Annotated in this window: 21 protein-coding genes; 6 read left to right on the top strand and 15 right to left on the bottom strand. The window is 71.8% G+C overall.

The genetic code is table 11. From position 1 onward, the window contains the following. Window positions 1-5: 5 nt before the first annotated feature. Together ABZ906_RS17935 and ABZ906_RS17940 are read right to left on the bottom strand one after the other, a co-directional pair. A complete protein-coding gene (locus ABZ906_RS17935) occupies window positions 6-890 on the bottom strand; it encodes a pyridoxamine 5'-phosphate oxidase family protein (RefSeq protein ID WP_361383015.1) in 885 nt (294 codons plus the stop codon). Between the two features lie 70 nt (window positions 891-960). Then, complete coding sequence (locus tag ABZ906_RS17940) at window positions 961-1,437, bottom strand: VOC family protein (protein ID WP_361383018.1); 477 nt, start codon at window positions 1,435-1,437, stop codon at window positions 961-963. 105 nt (window positions 1,438-1,542) lie between these two features. Between ABZ906_RS17940 and ABZ906_RS17945 the strand changes: the two genes are divergently transcribed. Further along, entirely contained in the window at window positions 1,543-2,097 is a 555-nt protein-coding gene (locus ABZ906_RS17945; protein WP_361383021.1) for a CGNR zinc finger domain-containing protein, read from the top strand. Window positions 2,098-2,308: 211 nt separating this feature from the next. Further along, on the top strand, window positions 2,309-5,602 hold the full coding sequence (locus tag ABZ906_RS17950; RefSeq protein WP_361383023.1) for a S8 family serine peptidase: 3,294 nt from the start codon (window positions 2,309-2,311) through the stop codon (window positions 5,600-5,602). Window positions 5,603-5,676: 74 nt separating this feature from the next. On the opposite strand, the gene ABZ906_RS17955 is transcribed toward ABZ906_RS17950, so the two are convergent. From ABZ906_RS17955 to ABZ906_RS17970, 4 genes are all read right to left on the bottom strand, one after another. Then, window positions 5,677-6,642, bottom strand: a complete 966-nt coding sequence (locus tag ABZ906_RS17955; protein WP_361383025.1) for a molybdopterin-dependent oxidoreductase — start codon at window positions 6,640-6,642, stop codon at window positions 5,677-5,679. 49 nt (window positions 6,643-6,691) lie between these two features. Continuing rightward, window positions 6,692-7,447 carry a hypothetical protein gene (locus tag ABZ906_RS17960; RefSeq protein WP_361383028.1) on the bottom strand — a complete coding sequence of 252 codons (756 nt, stop codon included), beginning with the start codon at window positions 7,445-7,447 and terminating at the stop codon, window positions 6,692-6,694. 2 nt (window positions 7,448-7,449) lie between these two features. Further along, entirely contained in the window at window positions 7,450-7,998 is a 549-nt protein-coding gene (locus ABZ906_RS17965; protein WP_361383289.1) for a sigma-70 family RNA polymerase sigma factor, read from the bottom strand. A gap of 210 nt (window positions 7,999-8,208) precedes the next feature. Beyond that, window positions 8,209-9,399: a transposase gene (locus tag ABZ906_RS17970; protein ID WP_361383031.1), complete on the bottom strand. Its 1,191-nt coding sequence runs from the start codon at window positions 9,397-9,399 to the stop codon at window positions 8,209-8,211. A 282-nt stretch (window positions 9,400-9,681) separates the two neighbouring features. Here ABZ906_RS17970 and ABZ906_RS17975 point away from each other — a divergent pair, with 282 nt between their 5' ends. After that, window positions 9,682-10,698: an aspartate-semialdehyde dehydrogenase gene (locus ABZ906_RS17975; protein ID WP_361383034.1), complete on the top strand. Its 1,017-nt coding sequence runs from the start codon at window positions 9,682-9,684 to the stop codon at window positions 10,696-10,698. 81 nt (window positions 10,699-10,779) lie between these two features. Here ABZ906_RS17975 and ABZ906_RS17980 read toward each other — a convergent pair whose 3' ends face one another. After that, window positions 10,780-11,994 carry an MFS transporter gene (locus ABZ906_RS17980; RefSeq protein ID WP_361383037.1) on the bottom strand — a complete coding sequence of 405 codons (1,215 nt, stop codon included), beginning with the start codon at window positions 11,992-11,994 and terminating at the stop codon, window positions 10,780-10,782. A 167-nt stretch (window positions 11,995-12,161) separates the two neighbouring features. On the opposite strand from ABZ906_RS17980, the gene ABZ906_RS17985 reads away from it, so the two are divergent. Further along, window positions 12,162-13,028 carry a LysR family transcriptional regulator gene (locus ABZ906_RS17985; protein ID WP_361383292.1) on the top strand — a complete coding sequence of 289 codons (867 nt, stop codon included), beginning with the start codon at window positions 12,162-12,164 and terminating at the stop codon, window positions 13,026-13,028. Window positions 13,029-13,037: 9 nt separating this feature from the next. On the opposite strand, the gene ABZ906_RS17990 is transcribed toward ABZ906_RS17985, so the two are convergent. Next, entirely contained in the window at window positions 13,038-13,565 is a 528-nt protein-coding gene (locus ABZ906_RS17990) for a DUF1203 domain-containing protein (RefSeq protein WP_361383040.1), read from the bottom strand. A gap of 256 nt (window positions 13,566-13,821) precedes the next feature. Then, window positions 13,822-15,066 (bottom strand): flavin-dependent oxidoreductase, encoded by a 1,245-nt coding sequence (locus tag ABZ906_RS17995; protein WP_361383295.1) that lies wholly within the window; start codon window positions 15,064-15,066, stop codon window positions 13,822-13,824. 257 nt (window positions 15,067-15,323) lie between these two features. On the opposite strand from ABZ906_RS17995, the gene pepN reads away from it, so the two are divergent. After that, the gene (pepN, locus tag ABZ906_RS18000) at window positions 15,324-17,891 is read left to right on the top strand and encodes an aminopeptidase N (protein WP_361383043.1); all 2,568 of its coding nucleotides are present in this window, start codon (window positions 15,324-15,326) and stop codon (window positions 17,889-17,891) included. Window positions 17,892-18,422: 531 nt separating this feature from the next. On the opposite strand, the gene ABZ906_RS18005 is transcribed toward pepN, so the two are convergent. From ABZ906_RS18005 to ABZ906_RS18015, 3 genes are all read right to left on the bottom strand, one after another. Further along, window positions 18,423-19,343: a LysR family transcriptional regulator gene (locus tag ABZ906_RS18005; protein ID WP_361383045.1), complete on the bottom strand. Its 921-nt coding sequence runs from the start codon at window positions 19,341-19,343 to the stop codon at window positions 18,423-18,425. Between the two features lie 63 nt (window positions 19,344-19,406). Further along, complete coding sequence (locus ABZ906_RS18010; RefSeq protein ID WP_361383298.1) at window positions 19,407-20,327, bottom strand: DMT family transporter; 921 nt, start codon at window positions 20,325-20,327, stop codon at window positions 19,407-19,409. A 207-nt stretch (window positions 20,328-20,534) separates the two neighbouring features. After that, on the bottom strand, window positions 20,535-22,007 hold the full coding sequence (locus tag ABZ906_RS18015; protein WP_361383048.1) for an FAD-dependent monooxygenase: 1,473 nt from the start codon (window positions 22,005-22,007) through the stop codon (window positions 20,535-20,537). Window positions 22,008-22,106: 99 nt separating this feature from the next. Between ABZ906_RS18015 and ABZ906_RS18020 the strand changes: the two genes are divergently transcribed. Beyond that, window positions 22,107-22,736, top strand: coding sequence for a TetR family transcriptional regulator (locus ABZ906_RS18020; protein ID WP_361383051.1), 630 nt, complete (start codon window positions 22,107-22,109; stop codon window positions 22,734-22,736). Between the two features lie 112 nt (window positions 22,737-22,848). On the opposite strand, the gene ABZ906_RS18025 is transcribed toward ABZ906_RS18020, so the two are convergent. The 3 genes from ABZ906_RS18025 to ABZ906_RS18035 are packed head-to-tail and all read right to left on the bottom strand — an operon-like array spanning window position 22,849 to window position 25,549. Beyond that, entirely contained in the window at window positions 22,849-23,088 is a 240-nt protein-coding gene (locus ABZ906_RS18025; RefSeq protein ID WP_361186190.1) for a hypothetical protein, read from the bottom strand. Window positions 23,089-23,108: 20 nt separating this feature from the next. Then, window positions 23,109-25,313, bottom strand: coding sequence for a 4-alpha-glucanotransferase (malQ, locus tag ABZ906_RS18030; protein ID WP_361383054.1), 2,205 nt, complete (start codon window positions 25,311-25,313; stop codon window positions 23,109-23,111). Next, the gene (locus ABZ906_RS18035; RefSeq protein ID WP_361186191.1) at window positions 25,313-25,549 is read right to left on the bottom strand and encodes a hypothetical protein; all 237 of its coding nucleotides are present in this window, start codon (window positions 25,547-25,549) and stop codon (window positions 25,313-25,315) included. Before ABZ906_RS18035 ends, malQ begins: the two co-directional genes overlap by 1 nt. Window positions 25,550-25,617: the final 68 nt, after the last annotated feature.

A 25,617-nucleotide genomic window follows, 5' to 3' on the forward strand; every position in this document is an offset into this window, starting at 1 on the left:
TGACGCTAGTCCTCCTGGCCGTGATTGGCAGGGGAGTACTCCGGAGCGGTCCAGCTCCAGGGGCTCGCGCCGGGGGTCTCGACCGCTTCGGCGAGGGTGAAGCGGACCGTGCGGGAGCCGTCGTCGCCGTAGTCGGTACGGGCCGTGCCGGTGAGCTGGAGGGTGGTGCCGGTCCGCCAGTCGAGGAAGAGGAGCCCTGCGCGGGGGTCGGTGGTGAGGTTGCCGAGGGACAGGAACATGGAGTTCCCGGGGTAGTCCCGCCAGCGGATTTCGTGCGGGGAGAGGACCTGGACGAAGCCGGGGTTGCCGCCGCGGTGACTGGCGTCGGCGCCGTGCGCATGGACGGTGGCGAGGAAGAAGGTGTCCGCTTCGGCCAGGAACGCGCGCTGGTCGCCGGTGAGTTTCGTGCCGCGGCGGGGCGCGGACGGGCTGCCGGGCACTGCGCCCGGCAGAAAATCCCGTTTCTGGATGTACTTCGGGCAGTTCGAGAAGACCTGGTCGGCTTCGATCGCCAGACCGCGCGGGGTCGGCCGCGCCCGGCCGTTCAGGCGCATGCGGCGCCGGGTGCGGGGATCGAGGGCGATGGTGCCCACGGGGGTGCCTTCCCCGGCCAGGGCCTGCGCGAGGGGGTCGGTCCGGCGCAGGCCGCCCGCGATCGAGATCTGGTGCGGCCCCGTGGCCCGTACGAACCCGGGTTCACCGGTGAGCAGCGAGGCCCAGACGGCGCCCGCCGGGTCCGCGCCGCCGATCACGAGCATGGGCTGGATCTCCAGGAAGGCGGCGGCGACGGGACGGATGCCGTCGCCGACGGACCGGCCCACATGGTCGGCCGCCTCCCGCACACCGACGAGATCCTGAACGGCACGGGAGCCGTGGTGGTACGGGGTCATGTCACTCTCCTGCCGGGCAATGAGAAGCCCCCGAAGGGGCGCGGGGAACTGCGCGACCACGGGTCACGGACTAGAAGAACCCGCAGGTAGGCGCACCCGAAACCGGAGCCGACCCCGAGGCGCCCGCGCCGGATTCCGCGCCGGCGAAGATCTCCAGGCGCGTCCCGTCCGGGTCATGGAAGAAGATCCCGCCGGACGCCGCGCCCTCGCCGTGCGGGACGACCCCCTCGTAGGCGAACTCGACGCCGTACGCGCGCAGAGCGCTCTCGTACGCGCGGACCTCGTCGACCGTGTCGACCTCGAACGCGAGGTGGTGCAGGCCCGCGCCGCCCGCGGAGTACCCGGCGTCGGCCTGCTGCCAGAGCGTGAGCACGGGGCTCCCGCCCTCCTGGCCGCTCTCGCCGAGGAAGGCGTACCGGCGGCCCTCCTCCTTGCCCTCGGCGAGCAGGGCGTACCCGAGCACGTCCCGGTAGAAGGCGAGCGAGCGCTCCAGGTCGGTGACGTTCAGGCCGATGTGGCCGGTGCGCGGAGCTGTGGACGTCGGCATGATTCTCCCCTTGGTAGCTAACCGTTGAAAGTGAGGTTAGGGGTTAGGCTCAAGCCCGTCAACCGGTCACGTACTCTTGAGCGGTTAGCACCGAAGGGAGCACCCATGCCCGCCGCCAGGACCCCGCACGACCCCCGCCCGCTCACCGGCGAGCCGCTCTCCCTCGATCTGCTCAACACCGTCTGGATGCACGACGGCGTACGCCAGGACCTGCTCACGGACACCGGAGGGCTCGGCGTCTGGCTCGCGGCCAACGGTCTCGGCGCGCGCTTCACCGCCGACGGGCCGACCCTGGAGCACGTCCTTCGCGCCCGCGAGGCGCTCGCCTCCGTCGTGGACTCCCCCGGCGATCCGGCGGGCATCGCGCGCGTCGACGAAGTGCTCTCGCACGGCCGCATCCGCGCGACCCTCACCGGGGAAGGCCCCGGCGAGGAGCCCGAGTTCGCGGACCCGGCGTGGGGCGCGGCCTGGCTCGCCGCGCGCGACTACCTGAACCTCCTGACCGCCGCGCCCGACCGGATCCGCGGCTGCGCCCACGAGGCCTGCGTCCTGCACTTCTTCGACACCTCGCGCAACGGCACGCGCCGCTGGTGCTCCATGGCGGCCTGCGGCAACCGCGCGAAGGCGTCGCGGCACTACGCGCGCTCGCGCGAGAGCTGACCCCGCCGGACCCCTCCCCAAGCCGAGGTCCGCCGGAAAGTTCCCGGCGCAAGTCCCCCTATGCACCGCCTTGTCCGTCATGGCGGGTGGCGGAATTGCGTCATGCCCTCATCACAGCTCGGACAACTCTCCCCAAACAGCAGTCACTTACGTAAGGCTGAGCGGTCATCCGGTTCCGGATTCCGGACCTTTTCGACCTTTACGTACAGGGATGCTGATGCACAGATCCAGTGCTAGACGCACGACCCGTCTCGCGATAGCCGTCGGCCTGACCGCCGCGCTCTCCGCCGCCGGGCCCATACCCATGGCCCTCGCGGCCGACGGGGACCCCGGGGGCCAGACCACCCCCAAGGCCGCCGAGGAGAAGCTCGGTTCGGCCGACGCCGATCTCCTCGCCGAAGCGCAGGCGGACGGCGAGAAGACCGTCACGATGATGGTCGCCACCGCGCCCGGCGCCACCGAGCAGGTCGCCGACCAGCTCGACGCCGTCAAGGGCGGTTCGGTCGGCCGGACGTACGACAAGCTCGGCTACGTACGCGCCACCGTGCCCACCGCGAAGGCCGAGGCCGCCATCGAGGCCGCCGGGAAGCTGTCGTCCGTGCAGGGCATCGACCTGCGGCACGAGATCGAACTGGACGACCCGACGCCCGCCGCCGACCGGGCCAAGGGCGCGAAGACCGCGGGCAAGGGAACGTACTCCGGACCCGGCAGCAAGACCCCGGCGAAGAACCCGTACAACCCGTCCTTCGAGACGGGCGCCGTCGACTTCGTGAAGAAGAACCCGAGGGCGGACGGCCGCGGCACCACCATCGGCATCCTGGACTCCGGCGTCGACCTGGGTCACCCCGCGCTCAAGAAGACCACCACGGGCGAGCGGAAGATCACCGACTGGGTGACCGCGACCGACCCGATCGTGGACGCGGACGGCACCTGGCGCCGCATGACCAACCCGGTCACCGGCCCCGTCTTCACCTGGAACGGCGAGACGTGGAAGGCCCCGGCGGGCTCCTTCCAGGTCAACCGCTTCCTGGAGTCGGCCACCACCGGCGGCGACGCCAAGGGCGACATCAACCGCGACGGCGACACCACCGACAGCTGGGGCGTGCTCTACGACCCGGCCGCCGGGACGGTCCGCGTCGACCTGAACAACAACAAGGACTTCACCGACGACGAGGTGATGAAGCCGTACAAGGACGACCACCAGGTCGCCTACTTCGGCAAGGACGACCCGGCGACCGACGTCGTCGAACGCGTCCCCTTCGTCGTCGAGATCCGCAAGGACGTGCCCACCGACCCGTACGGCGGCGACTGGGTCGGCAAGAAGGCCGACTTCGTCAACATCGGCGTCATCGAGTCCGAGCACGGCACGCACGTCGCGGGCATCACCGCGGCCAACGGCCTGTTCGGCGGCAAGATGAACGGCGCGGCGCCCGGCGCCAAGCTGGTCTCCTCGCGCGCCTGCACCTGGACCGGCGGCTGCACGAACGTCGCGCTCACCGAGGGCATGATCGACCTCGTCACGAAGCGCGGCGTCGACATCGTGAACATGTCGATCGGCGGTCTCCCGGCCCTGAACGACGGCAACAACGCGCGCGCCGCGCTCTACAAGCGCCTCATCGACGAGTACGGCGTCCAGCTGGTGATCTCCGCGGGCAACTCCGGCCCCGGCGCGAACACCATCGGCGACCCCGCCCTCGCGGACAAGGTCATCTCCGTCGGCGCCTCCATCTCCAAGGAGACCTGGGCCGCCAACTACGGCTCCGCCGTCAAGAAGTCGTACGCGATGATGCCATTCTCCTCGCGCGGCCCGCGTGAGGACGGCGGCTTCGCGCCGATCATCTCGGCGCCGGGCTCGGCCATCAACACCACGCAGACCTGGCTGCCGGGTTCCCCGGTCGCCGAGGCGGGCTACCAGCTCCCGGCCGGTTACTCGATGCTGCAGGGCACCTCGATGGCGTCCCCGCAGGCCGCGGGCGCCTCGGCGCTGCTTCTCTCCGCCGCCAAGCGCGAGCGCATCGACCTGACCCCGGCGAAGCTGCGCACGGCGCTCACCTCGACCGCGGACCGCATCCACGGCGAGCAGGCGTACGCGCAGGGCACCGGCCAGATCAACGTCGTCGACGCCTGGGAGGCCATCGAGGACGACGCGAAGGCGCACACCTACACGGTGAAGGCGCCGGTCGACACCGCCCTGGAGCAGGAGCTGAAGAACCCCGGCACCGGCATCTACGACCGTGAGGGCGGCCTGAAGACCGGCCAGAAGCGGACGTACGACGTCACGATCACCCGCACCTCGGGCCCGGACCGCGGCGTGCGCCACGAGCTCGACCTGGTCAACAACCACGAGGGCACGTTCAAGCTGCTCGGCGACGACGACATCACGCTGCCGCTGAACAAGCCGGTCACCGTCAAGGTCCAGGCGAAGGCCAAGTCGGCGGGTCTGCACAGCGCGATCCTGACCGTCGACGACGAGCGCACCGAGGGCATCGACCAGCAGGTCATGTCGACGGTCGTCGTCTCCTCGCCGCTCGCGAAGCCGTCGTACACCTTCTCGGGTTCCGGTTCGGTGCAGCGCAACAGCACCCAGTCGTACTTCGTGACGGTCCCCAAGGGCGCCAAGTCCCTGGAGCTGGCGCTCGGCGGCCTGAAGGGCAAGAGCCAGACGCGGTTCATCGCGGTGCACCCGTACGGCGTCCCGGTCGACTCGACGTCGTCGCTCGTCTGCTACTCGAACTACGACAACCCGGCCAACACCTGCCGCCCCGACCTGCGTTCGTACCCCGAGCCGCAGCCGGGCGTGTGGGAGATCGAGGTCGAGTCGCGCAGGACGTCCCCGCTCCTGGACAACCCCTACAAGCTGGACGTCTCCGCTCTGGGTATCGCCTTCGACCCCGCGGTGCAGACGGTCCCGGAGGCGAAGGTCGGCACTCCGGCGCCCGTCTCCTGGAAGGTCACGAACAACTTCGCCGCGGTGGACGGCAAGCTGAAGGGCGGCTCGCTGGGCTCCGCGAAGGCGGCGAAGCCGACCATCAAGCAGGGTGAGACGCAGACGACGACCGTGGTCGTGCCCGAGGGCGCGGAGCGGCTCGACGTCGCCATCGGCTCGACGGCGGACTCCGCCGCCGACCTCGACCTTTCGGTCAAGAAGGGCGGGGTCGTCGTGGGCTCGTCGGCTGACGGCGACTCGGAGGAGTCGGTCAGCCTGACCAAGCCGGCGGCCGGTACGTACGAGATCCAGGTGGCGGGCTACTCCGTCCCGTCCGGCTCGACCGCGTACGACTACCGGGACGTCTTCTTCTCGGGTGCGCTCGGCTCGGTGAAGGTCGACGAGTCGGCGCCGGTGAAGCTCGCGAACGGGGCTTCCGCCCCGGTCTCGGCGCAGGTCGCGGCGGACGCGCCCGCCGCCGAGGGGCGTCAGCTGTTCGGTGAGGTGTCGCTCCTGAACGGGCGTGGCACGGTCGCCGGTACCGGCAGTGTGCTCATCGAGAAGGTGACGGCACCTTAGTCACCGGCTCCGCCGGTTCGTCCTCGGACGCCGGGCGGGCTGATCCCTTCAGCCCGCCCGGCGTTCGGGGCCGCCTAAGCCTCCGCCCGGTCCTCTGCCTCGCCCACCGCCTCGACCCCCGCCTCGACCCCCGCCTCGTGCACCGCGTTACGCGCCCCCGCGAGCGGCTGCACGCGCCCCGCGCGATCCCTCGCCCGGCAGCGGATCACATGCGCCCCCGGCGCCAACTCCCGCGTCACGGAGAACCGTTGCCACGTCGGTCCTGAGCCCGGTGCCGCCAGCGAGGCCGGCTCCCACGGGCCTCCGTCCACCGAGACGTCGACCCGCACCACCTCCGTCGTGCTCCACGCCCGGCCGCCGAGATCCACCTTCCCCGCGGCGACCTTCCCCGGCACGAACCACTTGCTGCTGACGTCGACCTCCCGCACCGGACTCGGCACCGAGTCCCCCGGCAGGACACGGGTGTAGAACCGCGTGGTGAACACGTTGTCCGCCCTGCGGTCCGCCAGGACGATCCGGGTCAGCCACTTCACCGAGTTCGTGCCGAACATCCGCGGCACCACAGCCCGCAGCGGAAACCCGTGCTCGGCCCGCAGCGGCCAGCCGTTCATCCGGTGCGCGAGGAAAACGTCGTCGCGGGCCACATCCAGCGGCAGATCCTTGACGTACGTGACGCCGTCCTGCCCCTGGAAGGACCCCGAGTCCGCGCCCTCGAACCAGACATGCCGCGCCGCCGCCCCCGGCACCGCACGGTCCAGGAGCGCGGCGAGCGGCACCCCGGCCCACTCCACCTGCGCCACCGCCCGCGTCGGGACGTCCGGCGCGAGCGGGCTGCCGAAGCACTCGTGGAAGGCGGGCAGCCGCTCGGTCCCGAGGGCGAGGACGGCGGCCATGTCGAGGCGCAGCGGACGCTCGACCAGGCCCTCCACCGCCAGGGTCCAGCCGGTGACGTCGATGTCCGGCACCCCCATGTGCTTCCTGACGAAGACGTCGTCCAGCGGAGTGAAGTCGGGCTCGGACGCGGGCACTTGAGTCATCATGTAGTGACCATAGGCGCCTTGTGACCCTTACATCCAGCGCATTTCCGCACTAGCACGTCATGCCCGCGTCCTTCCCTTCGCGCAGCTCCCGCTCGATCCACGCCCGCTCCTTGGCGAGGTCCTTCTCCCCCTTGGACCAGATGTCCGGCGATGCCTCGCCCTCCGGGATGCCGATCAGCGTCCGGTCGCCGGGCCCGAGCCGCGGGTCCACGTCCACGTCCATCACGAACGTGATCCGCTTCGCCCCCTGGTCCGGCTTGTAGTAGCGGGTCACGTCCAGGACGATCCGCTCGCTGACGCCGCCGGGGATCGGCTCGACCCGTTTCACCGTGCCTTCCACGATGAGCCGGGCGCAGGCCGCGTACGACCCTGACCTCTGGTCCGCGCCGTTCGAGCCTCCCCCGTCCGCCCTCTGGTCCGAGGCATCCGGCGCCGATCCCTTCGCCGCGTCGGAGTCGCCGCCCGATGTGATCCCGCCGCCGCTCTCCATCGCGAGCCAGGCGAGGCCGCCCACCAGCGAGGCGGCCGCCGTGGCCGCGGCGAGGCCGAACGCCGCCGTCACGCGCCGCCGCCGGACCCCGGCGGGGCGCAGGCCGACCCGCGGGTCCGGGGGCGTTACGGGCACGGCAGCGGTCGCGGGAGCGGCCAGCGCTCGTCCCACCACCCCGATCTGCTCCCGGAGCAGTGCGACATCCGCCACAGCCTCGGCGTGCTCCGCCGCGAGCTCCGGGTCCCGCCCCGCGTCCTCGGGCAGGGGCTCGTCCATGAGAGCCAGCATCAGCGCGTCGTAATCGTCCCTGGCCACCGTCACACCACCTCGCCCTCGTGCAGCCGCGTCCGCAGCACCCGTACCGCCGTATGCAGCCTGCTCTTGACCGTGCCCTCCGGGATGCCCAGCTCGTCGGCGATCGCCCGCACCGGCAGATCGGCGTAGAAACGCAGGACCACGACCTGCCGCTGCGTGTCGGGCAGCGCGTCCAGGCCCTGGGTGACGGCCATCGAGAGGGCCCGCGTCTCCGCCCCGTCCTCGTCCGTCGCCTCCCGCCACAGCACCGCGAGCCGCTCCCCGAGGCGCTCCTGCCTGCGCCGCGCCCGGTGCCAGTCCATGGCCAGGTTCGAGGCGACGACCGCCGCCCACGCGGACACGTCGCGCGGCGCCTCGCGTCCGTCCGCGGCCCGCTCCAGGAGCTTGAGCCTGACCTGCTGGACGCCGTCCGGCAGATCGGCGTGCGGCACCCCGCCGAGCGCGAGCACCGCCCGTACCCGGTCCTCCTGGGCAGCGTCGAGCGGATCGGACCGTTCCTGACGACCCTGCTGCTCCCGCCGCCCCTGCCGGTCCTGCCGGTCCCGTCGCATTCTTCCGCGCAGCAAGACACCCCTCCCGTCCCCGCGTTTCCCCTAGGACGCGGGGACGGGCCAAAACGTTCGGCGCGACGAAAAATCCGCACCTCCGCCCAGGCAATTACGGAGGATGTCCCTGTCACCTTCTCGGCCGTGCACAGCCGGCTTGTGTGCCCGGCCGTTCACACCTTGTCGCGCTCCCGACTGCCCCCTACGACAGGGCGGTCACAGGTCGCATCTCCCCGCTCCTGTCGCACTACGCGGCGGGGCGGGGACGGGCATGGTGACGAATACCCACGCCGAGCGTGCGCGGACGCGCACGTTGACCCCGGCGACGTGGTCAGCGGGCCCAGCGAGGCCGCACTGACGACAGCGAAAGTGATCCCGAGTGGGCCTGTTGGCCCGCTCGGTGTGCCCACAGCGCGGACAGCGCTGCGAGGTGTGAGCCGCGTCCACGGCGAGGAACGGCACCCCAGCCCGGCGGGCCTTGTAGTGAAGGTGCTGTCCGAGCTGGTGGAACGGCCAGGAGGAGAACGCGCCCCGCTGGTCGCGGCGAAGCCGTACCCGGTCGCGGATGCCGTCCAGTTCTTCGACGGCAATCCCGCGCCCGGTGCGTTGCGCGACGGACACGATCTCCTTGCTGACCTTGTGGTTCACCTGAGCGGCATGCCGGTGCTCCTTCCGCGCGCGGCGGGCGGCACGCCGGGTGGCCGAGCGGGTCTTCTTCGCCTGGAGTTCGGCACGCTTGCGGGCCTGCCAGCGGCGGTAGCGGGACAGGCGCCGGCCCTGACAGTTGGCGCCGTCGCTGGTGGTGGCGAGGTTCACGATGCCGCGGTCGACGCCAATCCAGCCGATCGGCTCGTACACCTCCGGCTCAGGGACGTCGCAGGTGGCGACCAAGAACCACGCCCTGCCTCTCTGGACAAGATCGGACTCGCCCTTACGGTGGTCAGCCAGCGTCTTCAGCTGCCCGGCGGCACCGGCATAACGGAGACCTTTCATCCGACCCGCCACGGTCCAGATCGACACCGTGCGAGCATCGGTCTGCCAAGACAGGCACCGGTCGTCGAACGGCTGCGCCGCCTGCGGATGGAAGGCGATGGGGCTCCCCATCGCCGCGCGGCAACGCTTCGACGCAGGACGCCCCAGGACTCCGGCCTTCACCTGCGCGGCGAGCGCCGCGTAGGCGTCCACGACCTTCTTGACCACCCGCACCGCAGGCTGCGCCGACAGCCCGAACTCCGCTTTGATCTCCGCATAGACGAGCTTCTGCAGCCCGTTACGGTCCCGCGTGCCCGAACCGAACGCGACACGGGCAACATGATCGGCGGCCCGGTTACAGGCGCGCAACGTCGCCTCCAGCGCCGCGGCCTGCTCCGGTGACGGCAGCAGCTTCACCTGCACCACCAGTTCCATGACACGTAACCGTAGAGGCGGTTACGTACACAGAATCGGTCTTCGCACACATTCACCTGGACACGTGACCGCTACGCACAAATGTGCGCATTTCTCGGTGTGACTTTGCTCGCACGATGGTCACAGCGGACCGCCCACAGCACGCGGAAGCTCGTACGGAAGGGCGGGTCACACCCCGGGTCGTCGGACGGCGGCGGCAAGGACTAAGGATTGGACAAGCCTGACCTGGAGAGACGCATGATGGGCTGCATCAGCAGCTCGCGTACATACGGAGGAGCCCCCGTGAAGGTCGGAATCGTCGGAGCCACCGGTCAGGTCGGCACGGTCATGCGCAAGATCCTCGTCGAGCGGGACTTCCCGGTGGACGAGCTGCGCCTGTTCGCATCGGCCCGCTCGGCCGGCTCGACCCTCGACGGTGTGACGGTCGAGGACGCCTCCACGGCCGACTACAGCGGCCTCGACATCGTCCTGTTCTCGGCGGGCGGCGCCACCTCGAAGGCCCTGGCCGAGAAGGTCGCCTCGCAGGGTCCCGTCGTGATCGACAACTCCTCGGCCTGGCGGATGGACCCCGAGGTCCCCCTGGTCGTCTCCGAGGTCAACCCGCACGCGATCGCGAACCGCCCCAAGGGCATCATCGCCAACCCGAACTGCACGACGATGGCCGCCATGCCGGTCCTGAAGCCGCTGCACAAGGAGGCCGGGCTCACCGCGCTCGTCGTGGCGACGTACCAGGCCGTCTCCGGCTCGGGCCTCGCCGGTGTCGACGAGCTCTTCGAGCAGGTCAAGAAGGTCGGCGACGACGCCCCGAAGCTCACGCACGACGGTTCGGCCACGGAGTTCCCGGCCCCGAACAAGTACGTCGCGCCGATCGCGTACAACGTCCTGCCGATGGCCGGCTCCATCGTCGACGACGGTCTGAACGAGACCGACGAGGAGCAGAAGCTCCGCAACGAATCGCGCAAGATCCTCGAAGTACCTGACCTCAAGGTCTGCGGCACCTGCGTCCGCGTGCCGGTCTTCACCGGCCACTCCCTCCAGGTCAACGCCCGCTTCGAGCGTCCGCTGAGCCCCGAGCGCGCCACCGAGATCCTCGGCTCCGCCGAGGGCGTCGTCCTCACGGATGTCCCGACCCCGCTGGTCGCCGCGGGCAAGGACGACTCGTACGTGGGCCGCATCCGCAACGACGAGACGGTGGAGAACGGCCTGGCCTTCTTCATCTCCGACGACAACCTCCGCAAGGGCGCCGCGCTGAACGCGGTGCAGATCGCGGAGCTGGTGGCGGCCGAGCTCAAGGGCTGAGGTCAAGGGCCGAGCTCAAGGGCTGAGCTCAAGGGCTGAGGCTTTCCCGCCGCATACGTACGTCCGAGGGGCGGGCAACGGTCACCCGGTGCCCGCCCCTTCGGCGTACCCGGCGCCCTCCCTCTTCGCGCACCCCGTGACGAGCAGCGCGAGCGCCGCGAGGCCGCCGCCGAGCCAGAGCACGTCCGTCGTCCCGTAGCCGTCCGCGACCAGGCCGCCGGTCAGGGCGCCCAGGGCGATCGCCGCGTTGAACACGGCGGCGAACAGCGCCGACGCCGCCTCACGGGCGCGGGGCGCGGCGGCGAGCACCCACTGCTGGGTGGAGACGGAGACCCCGCCGTAGGCCAGGCCCCACGCGACGAGGAGCGCCACCGACGCGAGGAGCGAGCCGCCCGCGGGCCCCAGGAGCAGGACCACCGAGGCAAGCCCCCCGGAGATGGCGAGCAGCGCCCGGCGCGGATCGCGGGCCGCGAGCGCGCCGCCCGCGAAGTTCCCTGCGATGCCCGCGACCCCGTAGGCGAGGAGCAGCCCGCTGATCAGCCCGGCGCCGAGGTCGGGTACGCGCTCCAGGACGGGGCGGACGTAGGTGTAGGCGGCGAAGTGCCCGGTGACCAGCAGCAGCACCACGAGCAGCCCCGCCCGCAGCCGCGCGTTCCGCAGCAGTGCGGGGAACGTGCCGATCCGTACCGCCGCCGACGCGGGCAGCGGCGGCAGCACGGCCGCGAGCAGTCCGGCGACCGCGAGGGCGAACACCCCCATGACGGCGAACGCCCAGCGCCAGCCCGCGAGTTCGCCGAGAAACGTACCGGCGGGGACCCCGAGCACGGACGCCACGGCGATCCCGCTGAAGATCACCGTGGTGGCCCGCCCCGCGGTCTCCTCGCGCACGAGCCGTACGCCGAGCCCGGCCGCGATCGCCCACACGCCCCCGATGCAGACCCCGACCAGGACCCGCGCGGCGAGCAGCACGCCGAAGGCGGGGGCGAGCGCGGAGACGAGGTTGGCGGCGGCGAGCAGGACCATCAGCGCGCACAGCACCGTCCGCCGGTCCGCGCGCCGCACGGCGACGGGAAGGAGCAGCGCGGCGAGCGCCGCGACGACGCCGGGGAGCGTGACGGTCAGACCCGCGGTCCCGTCGGACACGCCGAGCCCGGCGGAGAGGGAGGTGAGGAGGCCGACCGGGAGCATTTCCGTGGTGACGACGGAGAAGGTGGTGGCGGCGACGGCGAGGACGGACAGGGGCAGGGAGCGCTGCGGCTCCGCGAGTTCGGGGCGGGTGTCCCGGATGGCTTTCATGAGGCCAAGCCTTCGCCGGACGCTCACCGGGAACAACGGCGAAGATCTCATCCTTGAATGAGCCAGGCTCATGGATGACTCGGGGACGGCTCGGGGACGGCTCGGGGACGGCCGGGATGGCTCGGGGATGGCCGGGATGGCTCGGGGATGGCTCGGGGATGAGGGGGTTGCCGGTGCTGGAGATACGGGAGCTGGAGTGCTTCATGGCGCTCGCCGACGAACTGCACTTCGGCCGAGCGGGCGAGCGGCTCTACGTCTCGCAGAGCCGCGTCAGCCAGCTCCTTCGCGACCTGGAGCGGCGGATCGGCACACGGCTCGTGGAACGGTCGAGCCGACGGGTACGGCTGACTCCGGCGGGCGAGCGGTTCCTGGCCGAACTGCGCCCCGCCTACCAGACGTTGAGCGCCACGGTGGACGCGGCGCGGGAGTCGGCGCGAGGGGTCACGGGGCGGCTGCGGATCGGCTTCCAGGGGACGGCGGACGCCCGTCTGATGCGGGCGATCACCGACTTCCAGGAGCGGCATCCGGGCTGTGTGACGGAGATCGTGGAGGTGCCGTTCGCCGACCCCTTCGGGGCGGTGCGGCACGGGGACGTGGACACGGCGATCGTGCTGCTGCCGGTCGAGGAACCGGATCTGGTGCTCGGCCCGCTCTTCTCCCGCCAGCAGCAGACGGTCGCGGTGTCGGTACGCCATCCCTTCGCGGGCCGGGACTCGCTGCGGGCGGACGAGCTCGCCGGGGTTCCGCTGATCTCCGCGACGGCGCCCGCACCGGCGTACTGGCGGGCGGCGCAGGCCCCGTCGACCGCGCCCGCCCCCGAGGTACGCACCCTCCAGGAGGGCCTGACCCTGGTCGCGGCCGACCGCGGGGCGATGCTGCTGTGCCGTCCGACGGCTGAGTACCACGGCAGGCGTGACGTGACGTTCGTGCCGGTGGAGGGGGTGCCGGATTCGGTGCTCGGGATGGTGTGGCGGAGGGACGCGGAGACGGAGCGGGTGCGGGCGTTCGCGGCGGCGGTGGGGGCGGTTGCCTGAGCGGGGTGCTCAGCGGCGGACCTCGAAGTGGAAGCAGCCGTACTCGACCGCCCTCACGTGCACGAGGGCGACCTCCGGATCGGCGAAGGCCTCCGCGAAGGCGGCGTCGAAGCCTTCCGTCGCCGGGTCCGGGATCTCCAGGAGGCGGCCGCCGATGATGCGGCCTTCGGCGTTGTAGCGGCGGAGGGTGCGGAGGGCTCCGGGGCGGGCGAAGGGGTACTCCCCGCCGTCGTCGGCCGCCGGGCCCCCGCAGTCCTCCGCGTGGATGAAGACGGGGCCCTGCTCGTCGTAGGCGCCGGGGTTCGCTCCGGTCTCCGCCGCCCAGCGGCGCAGGGGGGCGTACGAGACGAGGGCGACGTTTTCTTCGGGGGCGATGGGGCGGAGGCAGCAGCGGAGGGGGGAGCCGCCCTCCGGGTCCACGTAGGGGGTGCAGGGGCGGGCGGCGTCGTCGGTGATGCGGAGTTGCTTGAGGGTGAGGGGGTCGATGGGGCGGGGCGTGTAGGTCGTGGTCAGGTTGGTGGTCGTGGTTGCGTTCATGTGCCGAGCCTCGCGCGTGCGGGTGGGGGGTGGCTGGCGCATTTCAGACGTTCAATTCCCCCAACCCCGCCCCTTCCCGCGAACCCGCTCGGCGCGGGGGCCTTGGTGGACGTCATCACCGGCTCCGCCGAGTTCGTCCTCAAAGGCCGGACGGGCTGAATCTCTCCGCCCGTCCGGCTTTCGAGGACATCTTGTACGGGGTCCGGGGCGGAGTTCCGGGGCGGAGTTCCGGGGCGGAGTTGGGGAAAAGTCACTCCTACCAAGCCCCCCGCATCCGCCGATACCCCTCCCCCAACCCCGCAAGCTCCTCCACCGTCAGCACGTCCTCCACCCGCGCGAATCCCTCCGGAGCCCGCTCGGCGACCGTCCGCAGGACCTCGTCCACCGGCATCGCGCGATTGGCGAGGGCCACGGCATTGGCGGGGCCCCAGCGCTGCGCCTCATAGGCCCGCATCCCGGCGACCCGGTCCACCCCGGCAAGGGCCATGCACCCGGCGAGCGCCCGGGCGTCGAGCACCGCCTCCGACCCCCCGCTGGACCCCACGGGGTACATCGGATGGGCCGCGTCACCAAGGAGGGTGACGGCGCCGCGCCCCCACCAGGGCAGCGGATCCCGGTCCACCATCGGGTACTCCAGGATCCGCCCCGTCGAGCCCGTCGCGGCGAGGAGCGCGGGCACGTCCAGATCCCCGATCCGCCACCCGGAGAAGTGCGGCAGGACGTCGGAGAGGCGGCCCGAACGGTTCCAGTCCACCGGCCCCGGCGCCCCGTGGTGATGGCGCGGAAACCGCACCTCCGCCACCCAGTTGAGCAGCACACGCCCCCGCATCTCCGCCTCCCGCGAGATCGGGTAGACGACGAGTTTCGTGGTCGCGTTGCTGCCCGCGATCACCATCGTCCGGCCGCCGAGCACGGGATCCCACTCGGTGACGCCCCGCCACATCCGCACGCCGTTCCACAGCGGCGGCCCCTCGCCGGGATGCAGGCAGGCCCGTACCGCCGAGTACAGACCGTCGGCCCCGACCAGGGCCCGCACCGGCACCGCGAACTCCCGCCCCCGGGCCACGTCCCGCAGCGTCACCCGCAGCGCCCCCGACCCCTCGGGCTCGGCAAACCGCACGAACGCCGTACCGGTCTGCACGGCCCGCTCGCCGAGGCGGTCGCGTACCGCGTCCAGGAGGATCAGCTGGAGCGCCCCGCGGTGCAGGGAGTACTGCGGCCAGTGGTGGCCGCGGCCCAGGCCCAGCGGCTCGCCCCAGATGTGGTTGCCGTGCCGGTCGAAGTGCAGGATCCCGGCGGTCGGTACGGCCGTGGCGGCCAGCTCGGCGCCCAGGCCCAGCTCCGTCAACTCGCGCACGGCGTGCGGGAGGAGGTTGATGCCGACCCCGACCGGCCGCAGCGCGTCGGCCGCGTCCACGACCCGCACCCCGATGCCCGCCGCGTGCAGGCTGAGCGCGGCGGTGAGCCCGCCGATCCCGGCCCCCACGACCAGTACGTCGATCACGGGGCGCACCTCGCACCGGATAATCGCCGCGCTGTCCGTCTCCGCGGTAATCGAGGTGCTCCCGATAATCGCAGTGACCGTCGTAGTGCCATGGACGCTCCCCCCGGGGCGTGAGTAGACGCGCGGATGCTAGTGGCACGGCAGCCCGCTAACAATGCCGCATGACAGCCGACGGACAATGCCTGGCCACGTCCGCGGAGCCACGTGGAAGGATGGCCGGAAACACCACAAGTCGTACCTGAGGAGATGACCGCGTGCCCGGCACCAATCTGACCCGCGAAGAGGCGCAGCAGCGCGCGAAGCTGCTCACCGTTGACTCGTACGAGATCGATCTCGACCTCTCCGGCGCGCAGGAGGGCGGCACCTACCGTTCGGTGACGACGGTGCGCTTCGATTCCGCGGAGGCGGGCGCCGAGACGTTCATCGACCTCGTCGCCCCCGCGGTCCACGAGGCCGTACTGAACGGGCGCTCGCTGGACGTGGCCGCCGTCTTCCGTGACTCGCGCATCGCGCTCAAGCACCTGGAGGCGGGGCCCAACGAGCTCAAGGTGGTCGCCGACTGCGACTACACCAATACGGGTGAGGGGCTGCACCGTTTCGTCGACCCGGTCGACGAACAGGCCTATCTGTACACGCAGTTCGAGGTCCCGGACGCGCGCCGCGTCTTCGCCTCGTTCGAGCAGCCCGATCTCAAGGCGACGTTCCGCTTCACCGTGAAGGCACCGTCCGGCTGGACGGTCATCTCGAATTCGCCGACGCCCGAGCCCAGCGGTGACGTCTGGGTCTTCGAGCCCACGCCGCGCATCTCGACGTACATCACGGCGCTCATCGTCGGTCCGTATCACTCGGTCCACAGCTCATACGAGGGTCCTGGCGGCCAGTCGGTTCCGCTCGGCATCTACTGCCGGCCCTCGCTCGCGGAGTTCCTCGACTCGGACGCGATCTTCGAGGTCACGCGGCAGGGCTTCGAGTGGTTCCAGGAGAAGTTCGACTACGCGTACCCCTTCGCCAAGTACGACCAGCTCTTCGTGCCGGAGTTCAACGCGGGCGCGATGGAGAACGCGGGCGCGGTGACCATCCGCGACCAGTACGTGTTCCGTTCGAAGGTGACGGACGCGGCGTACGAGACGCGCGCCGAGACCATCCTCCACGAGCTGGCCCACATGTGGTTCGGCGACCTGGTGACGATGGAGTGGTGGAACGACCTCTGGCTGAACGAGTCGTTCGCCACGTACACCTCCATCGCCTGCCAGGCGTACGCGGAGAACTCGCGCTGGCCGCACTCCTGGACGACGTTCGCCAACTCCATGAAGACGTGGGCGTACCGCCAGGACCAGCTGCCCTCCACGCACCCGATCATGGCCGACATCCAGGACCTCGACGACGTCCTGGTCAACTTCGACGGCATCACGTACGCGAAGGGCGCGAGTGTCCTGAAGCAGCTCGTCGCGTACGTCGGCGAGGACGAGTTCTTCCGGGGCGTGCAGGCGTACTTCAAGGCGCACGCGTTCGGGAACACGCGCCTTTCCGACCTGCTCGGGGCCCTGGAGGAGACCAGCGGGCGCGACCTCAAGACCTGGTCGAAGAAGTGGCTGGAAACGGCGGGGATCAACGTCCTGCGCCCGGTGGTGGACGTCGACACGTCCGGCAGGATCACCTCGTTCGCGGTGAAGCAGGAAGCCCCGGCGCTGCCCGCGGGCGCGAAGGGCGAGCCGACGCTGCGTCCCCACCGGATCGCGATCGGCCTGTACGACCTCGACGACGAGAGCGGCAAGCTGCTGCGCACGGACCGCGTGGAGCTGGACGTGGACGGCGAACTGACGTCCGTGGACGAGCTCGTGGGCCGCGAGCGTCCCGATGTGATCCTCCTGAACGACGACGACCTCTCGTACGCGAAGGTACGTCTGGACGCGGAGTCGCTCGCGTTCGTGACGGAGCACATCGGTGACTTCGAGGCGTCGCTGCCGCGTGCGCTTTCGTGGGCGTCGGCGTGGGACATGACGCGGGACGCGGAACTCCCCACGCGGGAGTACCTCTCCCTCGTCCTGTCCGGCATCGGCAAGGAGTCGGACATCGGGGTCGTCCAGTCGCTGCACCGCCAGGTGAAGCTGGCGCTCGACCTGTACGCGGCCCCGGCCGGGCGGGAGCAGGCGCTCGCCGACTGGACCGAGGCGACGCTCTCGCACCTGCGTGCGGCGGAGGCGGGCGGTGACCACCAGCTGGCGTGGGCGCGGGCGTTCGCCTCGACGGCGCGTACGGAGGAGCAGCTGACGCTGCTCGAGGAGCTGCTGTCGGGCAAGCAGTCGATCGCGGGCCTCGCGGTGGACACGGAGCTGCGCTGGGCCTTCGTGCACCGGCTCGCGGCGAAGGGGCGGCTCGACGAGGCCGGGATCGCTGCGGAGCTCGACCGCGACAAGACGGCCGCGGGCGAGCGGCATGCCGCCGCGGCGCGGGCGGCGCGGCCCACGCCGGAGGCGAAGGCGGAGGCATGGGCGTCCGTCGTCGAATCCGACAAGCTCCCGAACGCGATCCAGGAGGCCGTGATCGCCGGCTTCGTCCAGACGGACCAGCGCGAGCTTCTCGCTCCGTACACGGAGAAGTTCTTCGCCGCGGTCAAGGGGGCGTGGGACTCGCGTTCGCACGAGATGGCGCAGCAGATCGCGGTGGGCCTGTACCCCTCGATCCAGGTCTCGCAGGCCACCCTGGACGCGACGGACGCGTGGCTCTCCTCGGCCGCCCCCTCGGCGGCCCTGCGCCGCCTGATCACGGAGTCCCGCGCGGGCGTGGAGCGGGCCCTGCGGGCGCAGGAGGCGGACGCGTAGCCCTGCGGGGCTGGGCAGCCTGGCTCTCCCCGGCCGGGGTCATTCGGCCTCCGGCCGGGGGCGCCTGGCGGGGCGGGCCGTGGCGCGTACGGCCTCCGGCCCGGGCCGGGCTGCTTCTTTGTCTTCGGGCGCGGCTTGACCCTGGTCGCTCGCGCAGTTCCCCGCGCCCCTGAAGGGGCGGCCGGCAACCGGCCTACTCCGGCTCCGCCCCCCGCGCGGGCACCGCGGACCGGAGTGCCTGCAAGACCCGGGGTCATTCGGCCTCCGGCCCGGGCCGGGCTGCTTCTTTGTTTTCGGGCGCGGCTTGACCCTGGTCGCTCGCGCAGTTCCCCGCGCCCCTGAAGAGGCGGCCGGCAACCGGCCTACTCCGGCTCCGCCCCCCGCGCGGGCACCGCGGACCGGAGTGCCTGCAAGACCCGGGGTCATTCGGCCTCCGGCCCGGGCCGGGCTGCTTCTTTGTTTTCGGGCGCGGCTTGACCCTGGTCGCTCGCGCAGTTCCCCGCGCCCCTGAAGGGGCGGCCGGCAACCGGCCTACTCCGGCTCCGCCGCCCGCGCGGGCACCGCGGACCGGAGTGCCTGCAAGACCCTGCTGACCGCCGCGCCCCCGGCGGCCCCGCGGCGGACCGCGGCCACCACGTGGCGGCGGGGCCGGTCGGCGGAGAGTTCCCGCATCACCACCCCGTCACGCCGCTCCGCCGCCATCCGCGGGACCAGGGCCACCCCCATCCCCGCCTCCACCATCGCGAGGATCGCCGTCCAGCCGGCGGCGGAGTGCGCCTGCTCGGGCGTGAACCCGGCCCCCTCGCACGCCGCCCGCGTGATCTCCGACCAGGGACCGCTGCCCCCGAAGATCCACGGCTCCCCGGCCAGGTCGGCGAGGCGCAGCCCGTCGACCGCCGCCAGCGGATGCTCCCCGGGAAGCGCCACGTCCAGTGGATCCGCGAGGAGCGACTCCCGCGTGAAGCGCGTGTCCGCGTCCGCCGCGGCCGGTGCCGTCACCGCGAGGGAGAGAGCCACGTCCACCTCTCCCGCGGCAAGGAGCTCGTACGCCTCCGCCGCCTCCGCCTCGCGCACCCGCACGGAGATCCCCGGCGCCGCCGCCCGCAGCTCCCTCACCGCGGGGACCACCAGCGCGGGCACCGCCGTCGAGAAGGCCCCGACCCGCACCTCCCCCGCCTCGCCCTGCGCATACGCAGCCAACTCGGCGTCCGCCTGCTCCAGTTGGGCGAAGACCGCCTCCGCGTGCCGCAGGACGAGATGCGCCGCGTCCGTGAGCCGCACCCGCCGCCCGTGCGCTTCGAGGAGCGGCACCCCCAGCTGCTTGGCGAGGTTGGACAGCTGCTGCGACACCGCCGACGGCGTCATCCGCAGCGCCCGTGCCGCCGCGGTGACCGTGCCCCGCTCGCTCAACGTACGCAGGATCTGCAGCTTCTTGATGTCCCACTCGCTCATGGAGTCAACGTACCGACTGGTCAGAAGTGGTGACCCCACGGGACGCGCCACCTTCTCCTCCCCCTACTTCGCGCGCGCCGCGCCGAGCACGACCCCGCCCAGGATCAGCCCCATGCACAGCACCTGCAGCCACCCCATCGCCTCGCCGAGCACCGCGAAGGAGAGCAGGGCGACGCACACCGGCTGGAGGTAGTAGATGACCCCGGCGCGGGCGGCGCCGATGATCGAGATCGCCTTGTTCCAGGCGAAGAAGGCGATCGCGGACGAGACGACACCGACGTACAGGAGCGGGGACACCGTCCCGGCCGTGACCTCGAAGCCGCCCTGGAGCACGAAGCTGGCCACGAACACCGGAAGCAGCATCAGCGCGCCGAGCACGAACGTCGCGAAGAGGAACGGCAGTCCGCCGATCTCGGCGGGCTTGCGCTTGAGCAGCGCGCTGTACGAGCCGAAGGAGACGGCCCCGGCGATCACCCACAGGTCACCCGGCGCGAAGTCCATGGAGAGCGATCCCCCGGACACCAGGACCAGGACGCCCGCGCAGGCGATCAGCATGCCCGTCACCCGGCGCACGCCGAGCTTCGTGCCGCCGAGGCGTTCGTACACCGCCATCAGGACCGGCGACGCCGCCATGATCATGCCCATGTTGCCCGCGGTGGTGGTGACGCCGGCCTGGTTGACCAGGGTGTTGTAGATGGTGACGCCGAGAAGGGAGGCCAGGAGCAGGAAGCGGATGTGCCGCCGGAGCACCGCCCGCTGCCGCCACGCCTGCCGCGCCGCGAACGGCGCCACCGCCGCGATCGCGATGATCCACCGCCAGAACGCGTGCTGGACGGGCGGCACGCTGTCGGCCAGGGCGCGCGAGGTGACGAAGCTGCCCGACCAGACGACAGTGGCGAGCGCCGCGAGGGCGAGACCGAGGCCGATGGGGCCCGCGGCCCGCTGTGCCTTGCCCGCCGCCCCCGGGGTCGGCTCGGTGCGGATGGGTGTCGTCCGGTCCAGGACTGTCACTGATATCCCTTGTCTCTCTCCCGGTACGCCGGGAAAACACGAACCCCGCCGAGGTGGACACCACCCGGCGGGGATCTGATCTCGCTGATCTCTTGGTTGGCTGCGGGACTACCGTGACACCTCCACACCCATCAGGTCCATCGAATCTTTTCGAGGTTTCTTTGAAGAAGAACTGAAAGGTTATGCCGCACCCCACTCCTCCAGCGCCGCCCGCACCGCCCCCGCGTCCGCCTCTTCCGCCGCCCACGCCACGTACCCGTCGGGGCGGACGAGGACGGTCGTACGCCGGTCGCTCGCCCAGTGCGTCACGACGGCACGCCCCGCCACATCGGCGGTCCCGTCCGCGTCGCCCGGCGTGATCAGCACGAACTCGCCCTCGCGCAGCGCCTCGTACAGCCGCCCCTCCTTGAGCGCGACGTCCGGAGCGCGGCGCCCGGCGGTGCGGTGGGAGCCCTTCGGGGCGGGGTAGGCGTAGCCGATCCCGGTGATCTGGCCGATCGCCTTGTCGCGGATCGGGGAGACGACATTGATGAAGGACGCGAGGGCGGCACGGGCCGCGCGCGACCACGGGCGCTTGACCATCGCCAGCCGCACGATCCCGCCGCTGCTGCGCAGGACCGCCTTGCCGATGGGGTGCCGCTCGGACTGGTAGGTGTCCAACAGCCCCTCGGGCGCGTGGCCCTTGACCGCCGCGACCAGTTTCCAGCTCAGGTTCACGGCGTCCTGCAGACCGGTGTTCATGCCCTGCCCGCCCGCCGGGGTGTGGACGTGCGCGGCATCCCCGGCGAGGAAGACCCGGCCGACCCGGTACGCGGGCGCCTGGCGCTCGTCGCTGTGGAAGCGGGACATCCAGCGGGCGTCGTGCATGCCGTAGTCGCGGCCGAGCGCGAGCCGGGTGATCTCCTTGACCTCGTCGAGGCCGAGGGGCTCGCTGTCCGGGACGTCGTGCGCGCGGTTCCAGCCGATGACGCGGTAGTAGCCGTCGGCGAAGGGCGCGATGAAGGCGAAGGCGTCGCCGACGGCGTTTACCGTGAGGACGGAGGCGGGCTTCTCGGTGAGCTTCACGTCGGCGAGCACGACCGAGCGGATGGCGGACTTGCCGGGGAAGGGCAGTCCGATGGCCTTGCGGACCGGGCTGTGCAGCCCGTCGGCGCCGACGACGTACGCGGCCCGTCGTGTGCTCGACTCGCCGCCGGGGCCCCGGACTTCGAGCGTCACGCCGTCCGCGTCCTGCGTGAGTCCGGTGACCTCGCTCTCGTAACGGAAGTCGACGCCGGCCTCGATCGCCCGCCGTTCGAGGACCCGCTCCACCTCGTACTGCGGCAGGACCAGGAGGTGGTTGTAGCGCGAGGGCAGCTTGTCGAGGCCGACCTCCAGGTGGGCGAAGAGGCGCAGGCGGTCGAGGGGCTTGCCCATGGCCTCCAGGTCGTCGGCGAGGCCGCGCGCGTCGAGCTGTTCGAGGGTGCGGGCGTGCAGCACCAGGGCGCGGGAGAGGTTGCTGATCTCGTGCGGCCGCCTTTCGAGCACGGTGACGGGGACGCCCGCAGCGGCCAGGTCTCCGGCAAGGAGCAGCCCGGTGGGGCCGGAGCCGACGACGATGACGGCGGGGTTCGCGGTGCCGTTCGCGTCCTGCGTTTCGCGGGTTCCGTTCATGGCGGCCTCCTAGTGCCAACAACTGTTGGTCAACGCTTGTTGGCCAATGTAGAGCCGCCGCCATGGACTGTCAACGCCTGTTGGCCTACGTTTGTTGGCATGAACGAAAGCGCACCCCAGGCGACGGGATCGGCCGGGGCGAGGAGACCGACCGAAGCAGCGGCGCCGTCCCGCCGCTCCGGCCGCTCGGCCGCGACCCGCGGCGCGATCCTCGCGGCGGCCCGCGAGCGGTTCGCCGCCGACGGCTACGAGAGGGCCACCATCCGCGCCGTCGCCAAGGACGCGCGGATCGATCCGTCGATGGTGATGCGCTACTACGGCAGCAAAGAGGGCCTGTTCGCCGCGGCCTCCGCCATCGATCTGCGCCTGCCCGATCTCACCGCGGTGGCGCGCGAGGACATCGGGCGCGCCCTGGTTGCCCACTTCCTCGACGTCTGGGAGAAGGACGAGGTGATGACCGCGATGCTGCGCGTCGGCATCACGAACACCGCGGGCGCCGAACGCATGCGGGGCGTCTTCAGGGACCAGCTGCTGCCGGTCGCGCGCCGCGTCTGCCCCGACCCCGCAGAGGCTCCGCGGCGGGCAGGCCTCTGCGCCGCACAGATCCTCGGCATGGCGCTGACCCGCTATGTCCTGCGGTTTCCGGCCGCGGTCGCGCTGTCGGGCGAGGAGCTGGCGGACTGGCTCGGCCCGACGGTGCAGCGCTATCTGACGGCCGAGCGGCCGTGACGGGACGGGGTACGCGGGGGCCGTGACGTACGTAGGGGCTCTTCACCGGCGTACGCATACGTACGACCGGCGAAGAGCCCCTACGGAAAACTCGGGTTGCGAAGCGGTGGCGTCAGCCCTGCTTCTCCTGCTTGCGGGTCTTGTCACCGACCATGACCAGGCCCGCGATCACCAGGAACAGCACGATGGGCGCCACGACATAGAGGCCGAGCGTCTCGATCACGCTCAGGCCGGGACCCGGGTCGTCACCGTCGTCGGGCGTGAGCGCGAGCGCGGGGGACGACATGAGCAGCATCATCAGCGTCGTACCGGAAGCCAGGGCGCCGGCGCGCAGAGCGTTCTTCTTGTCCACGGTGCCAACGTAGCGAACTGCTAAAGCGGCCGCGCGCCCGGGGGTGCCGTACGGGGCTCCGGGCGGGTGCGGAACACGTCCATGAACGCGTGCAGGCGCGGTGAAGCGGCGAGTTCCTCCAGGGTGACGGGGCGGCCTTCGGCGTCGGCGATGGGCAGCCGCCAATTGGGGTACTGGTCCCATGTGCCGGGGAGGTTCTGCGGTCGGCGGTCGCCCACCGCGTCCGGCAGCCAGATGCCGATCATGCGGGCAGGCGTGGCGAGCAGGAATCGGTGGACGGCGCGGATCTCCTCCTGCTCGTGTCCTCCGCCGCCGGGCAGCATCCCGAGCCGGGAGAGCAGCGCGAGCCACTCCGACACGTCGGCGGCGGCCTCGGCCTGCTCCACGGCCGCGGGGCGGGTCAGCAGGCCGAGCCGGTCGCGCAGTTGCACGTGCTCGCCGGTGATGCGGGCCGCGGTGGACGGCAGGTCGTGGGTGGTGGCGGTGGCCAGGCAGTCCGCGCGCCAGCGCTCGGGCGGCAGCGGGCGTCCCGTGTCCGCCCAGTCCCGCTCGAACCAGAGCACGGAGGTGCCGAGCACGCCGTGCCGCTGGAGGGTCTCGCGGACGCCGGGTTCCACGGTGCCGAGGTCCTCGCCGATGACGAGGGCGCCCGCGCGGTGCGCCTCCAGGGCGAGGACGGCGAGCATCGCTTCGGCGTCGTACCGGACGTATGTCCCCTCGGTGGGTGCGCGGCCCTCCGGGACCCACCAGAGCCGGAAGAGCCCCATCACGTGGTCGATGCGGATCGCGCCCGCGTGCCGGAGCAGTCCGCGCAGGAGGGCGCGGTAGGGGGCGTATCCGGATTCGGCGAGGCGGTCCGGGCGCCAGGGCGGCAGGCCCCAGTCCTGGCCGCGCGCGTTGAACGCGTCCGGCGGGGCGCCGGTCGACATGCCCGCGGCGAAGTGCCGCTGCTGGGCCCAGGCGTCCGCTCCCGCGGGGTGCACGCCGACCGCGAGGTCGTGCACGAGGCCGATGCCCATGCCCGCGTCGCGTGCGGAGCGCTGGGCGGCGGCGAGTTGGGCGTCGGTGAGCCAGGCGAGACGGCAGTGGAAGTCCACGCGGTCCATCAACTCGCGGCGGATACGGGCGGTCCGCGGCGACGCGGGGTCGCGCAGGGGTTGTGGCCAGGTGTGCCAGTCGGGGCCGTGGCGCTCGGCGAGCGCGTACCACGTGGCGTGGTCTTCGAGGGCTTGGCCGTGCTCGGCGAGGAAGTCGTTGTAGGCGGCGCGCCGTCCGGGGCCGAGCGGGACCTCGCGGATCAGCTCCAGGGCCTGGAGTTTGAGTGCCCAGACGGCGTCACGGTCGATCAACTGACCCTGCTGGAGGACGGATTCGCTCAGGGCGGCGGCCCGGCGCGTGAGGTCGGCGGCCAGGTCACGGGCTTCGCCGGCCAGGTGGGCGTACTCGGGGATGTCCTCGACCCGGAGGTGGACGGGGTCGGGGAAGCGGCGCGACGAGGGGCGGTACGGAGAGGGGTCGGACGGCCCGTCAGGAGGCTTCGGAACCGCCGCGTGCAAGGGGTTGACCTGCACGAACCCCGCCCCCAGGGCCCGCCCGGACCAGGCGGCGAGTTCGGCGAGATCCCCGAGGTCGCCCATGCCCCAGGAGCGGCGCGAAAGCAGCGAGTAGAGCTGGACGAGCACGCCGTACGACTTCTCGCGCGGGGGCGGCAAGTGATGCGGGGCGACGATCAGGTGCGCGGTGGCCGTGCGGGCCTCCGGGGTCTCGACCCGCAGCCGGTGCACGCCCAGCGGCAGCGTTTGCGGCGGCTGCGCGTGCGGCAGTGGGGGCTCCACGCCGCTTCCCCGCGGCGTCTCCCACTCCACCGACTCCCCGCGCTCCGTCTCCACGCGCACCCGCGTGCCCGGCGGCAGCCCGGCCAGGGGCGCGGCCGTGTCGGGGCCGCCCTGCCACAGCACCACGGTCGGCGGGAGCAGTCGGGCGGACAGCTGCGCCTCACGGTCCGTGAGGGCGCGCCGCAGCGCCTCGGGAGTGCTCGCGTCCACGTCGAGAGCGGCGAGCGCCGCGATCACCGCGGCGTCGGCCGCCGCGACCGTGCGGTCCGGGGACGGGGAGTAAGAAGTGGCCACGCCATGCAGGGCGGCAAGGCGGGAAAGTCCGGTGGGTGCAGCGGATCCGGTGGGTTCGGTGGCTCCGGCGGATCCGACGACTCCGGGTGGGGCCATCAGACCCCCATGTAGGCCAGACCCGACGCGGTGCCGGTGGAGGTGGGCTCGCTGGTCAGCGGAGCGGCGTCGGCGAGCGGGGGCTCGCTCGTCAGAGGTGCGTAGTCGGCCAGCGGGGGCTCGCTGGTCAGGGGCGGCTCAAGGCAGCCGCAGGAGCAGGATCCGTCCAGTCCGGAGTCAGGACCGGAGACCTGTTTGGAAAGAGCGGAGAGCAGGAGGTTCGCGGAAGCGGGCACGTAGGGCTCCAATGTCAGGGGGGCAGGACGGTCTTAGGCAGCAGGCCTACCCAGTGCGCGGGATCGCA

The sequence above is a fragment of the Streptomyces sp. NPDC046925 genome, assembly GCF_040644915.1.
Lineage (GTDB): Bacteria > Actinomycetota > Actinomycetes > Streptomycetales > Streptomycetaceae > Streptomyces.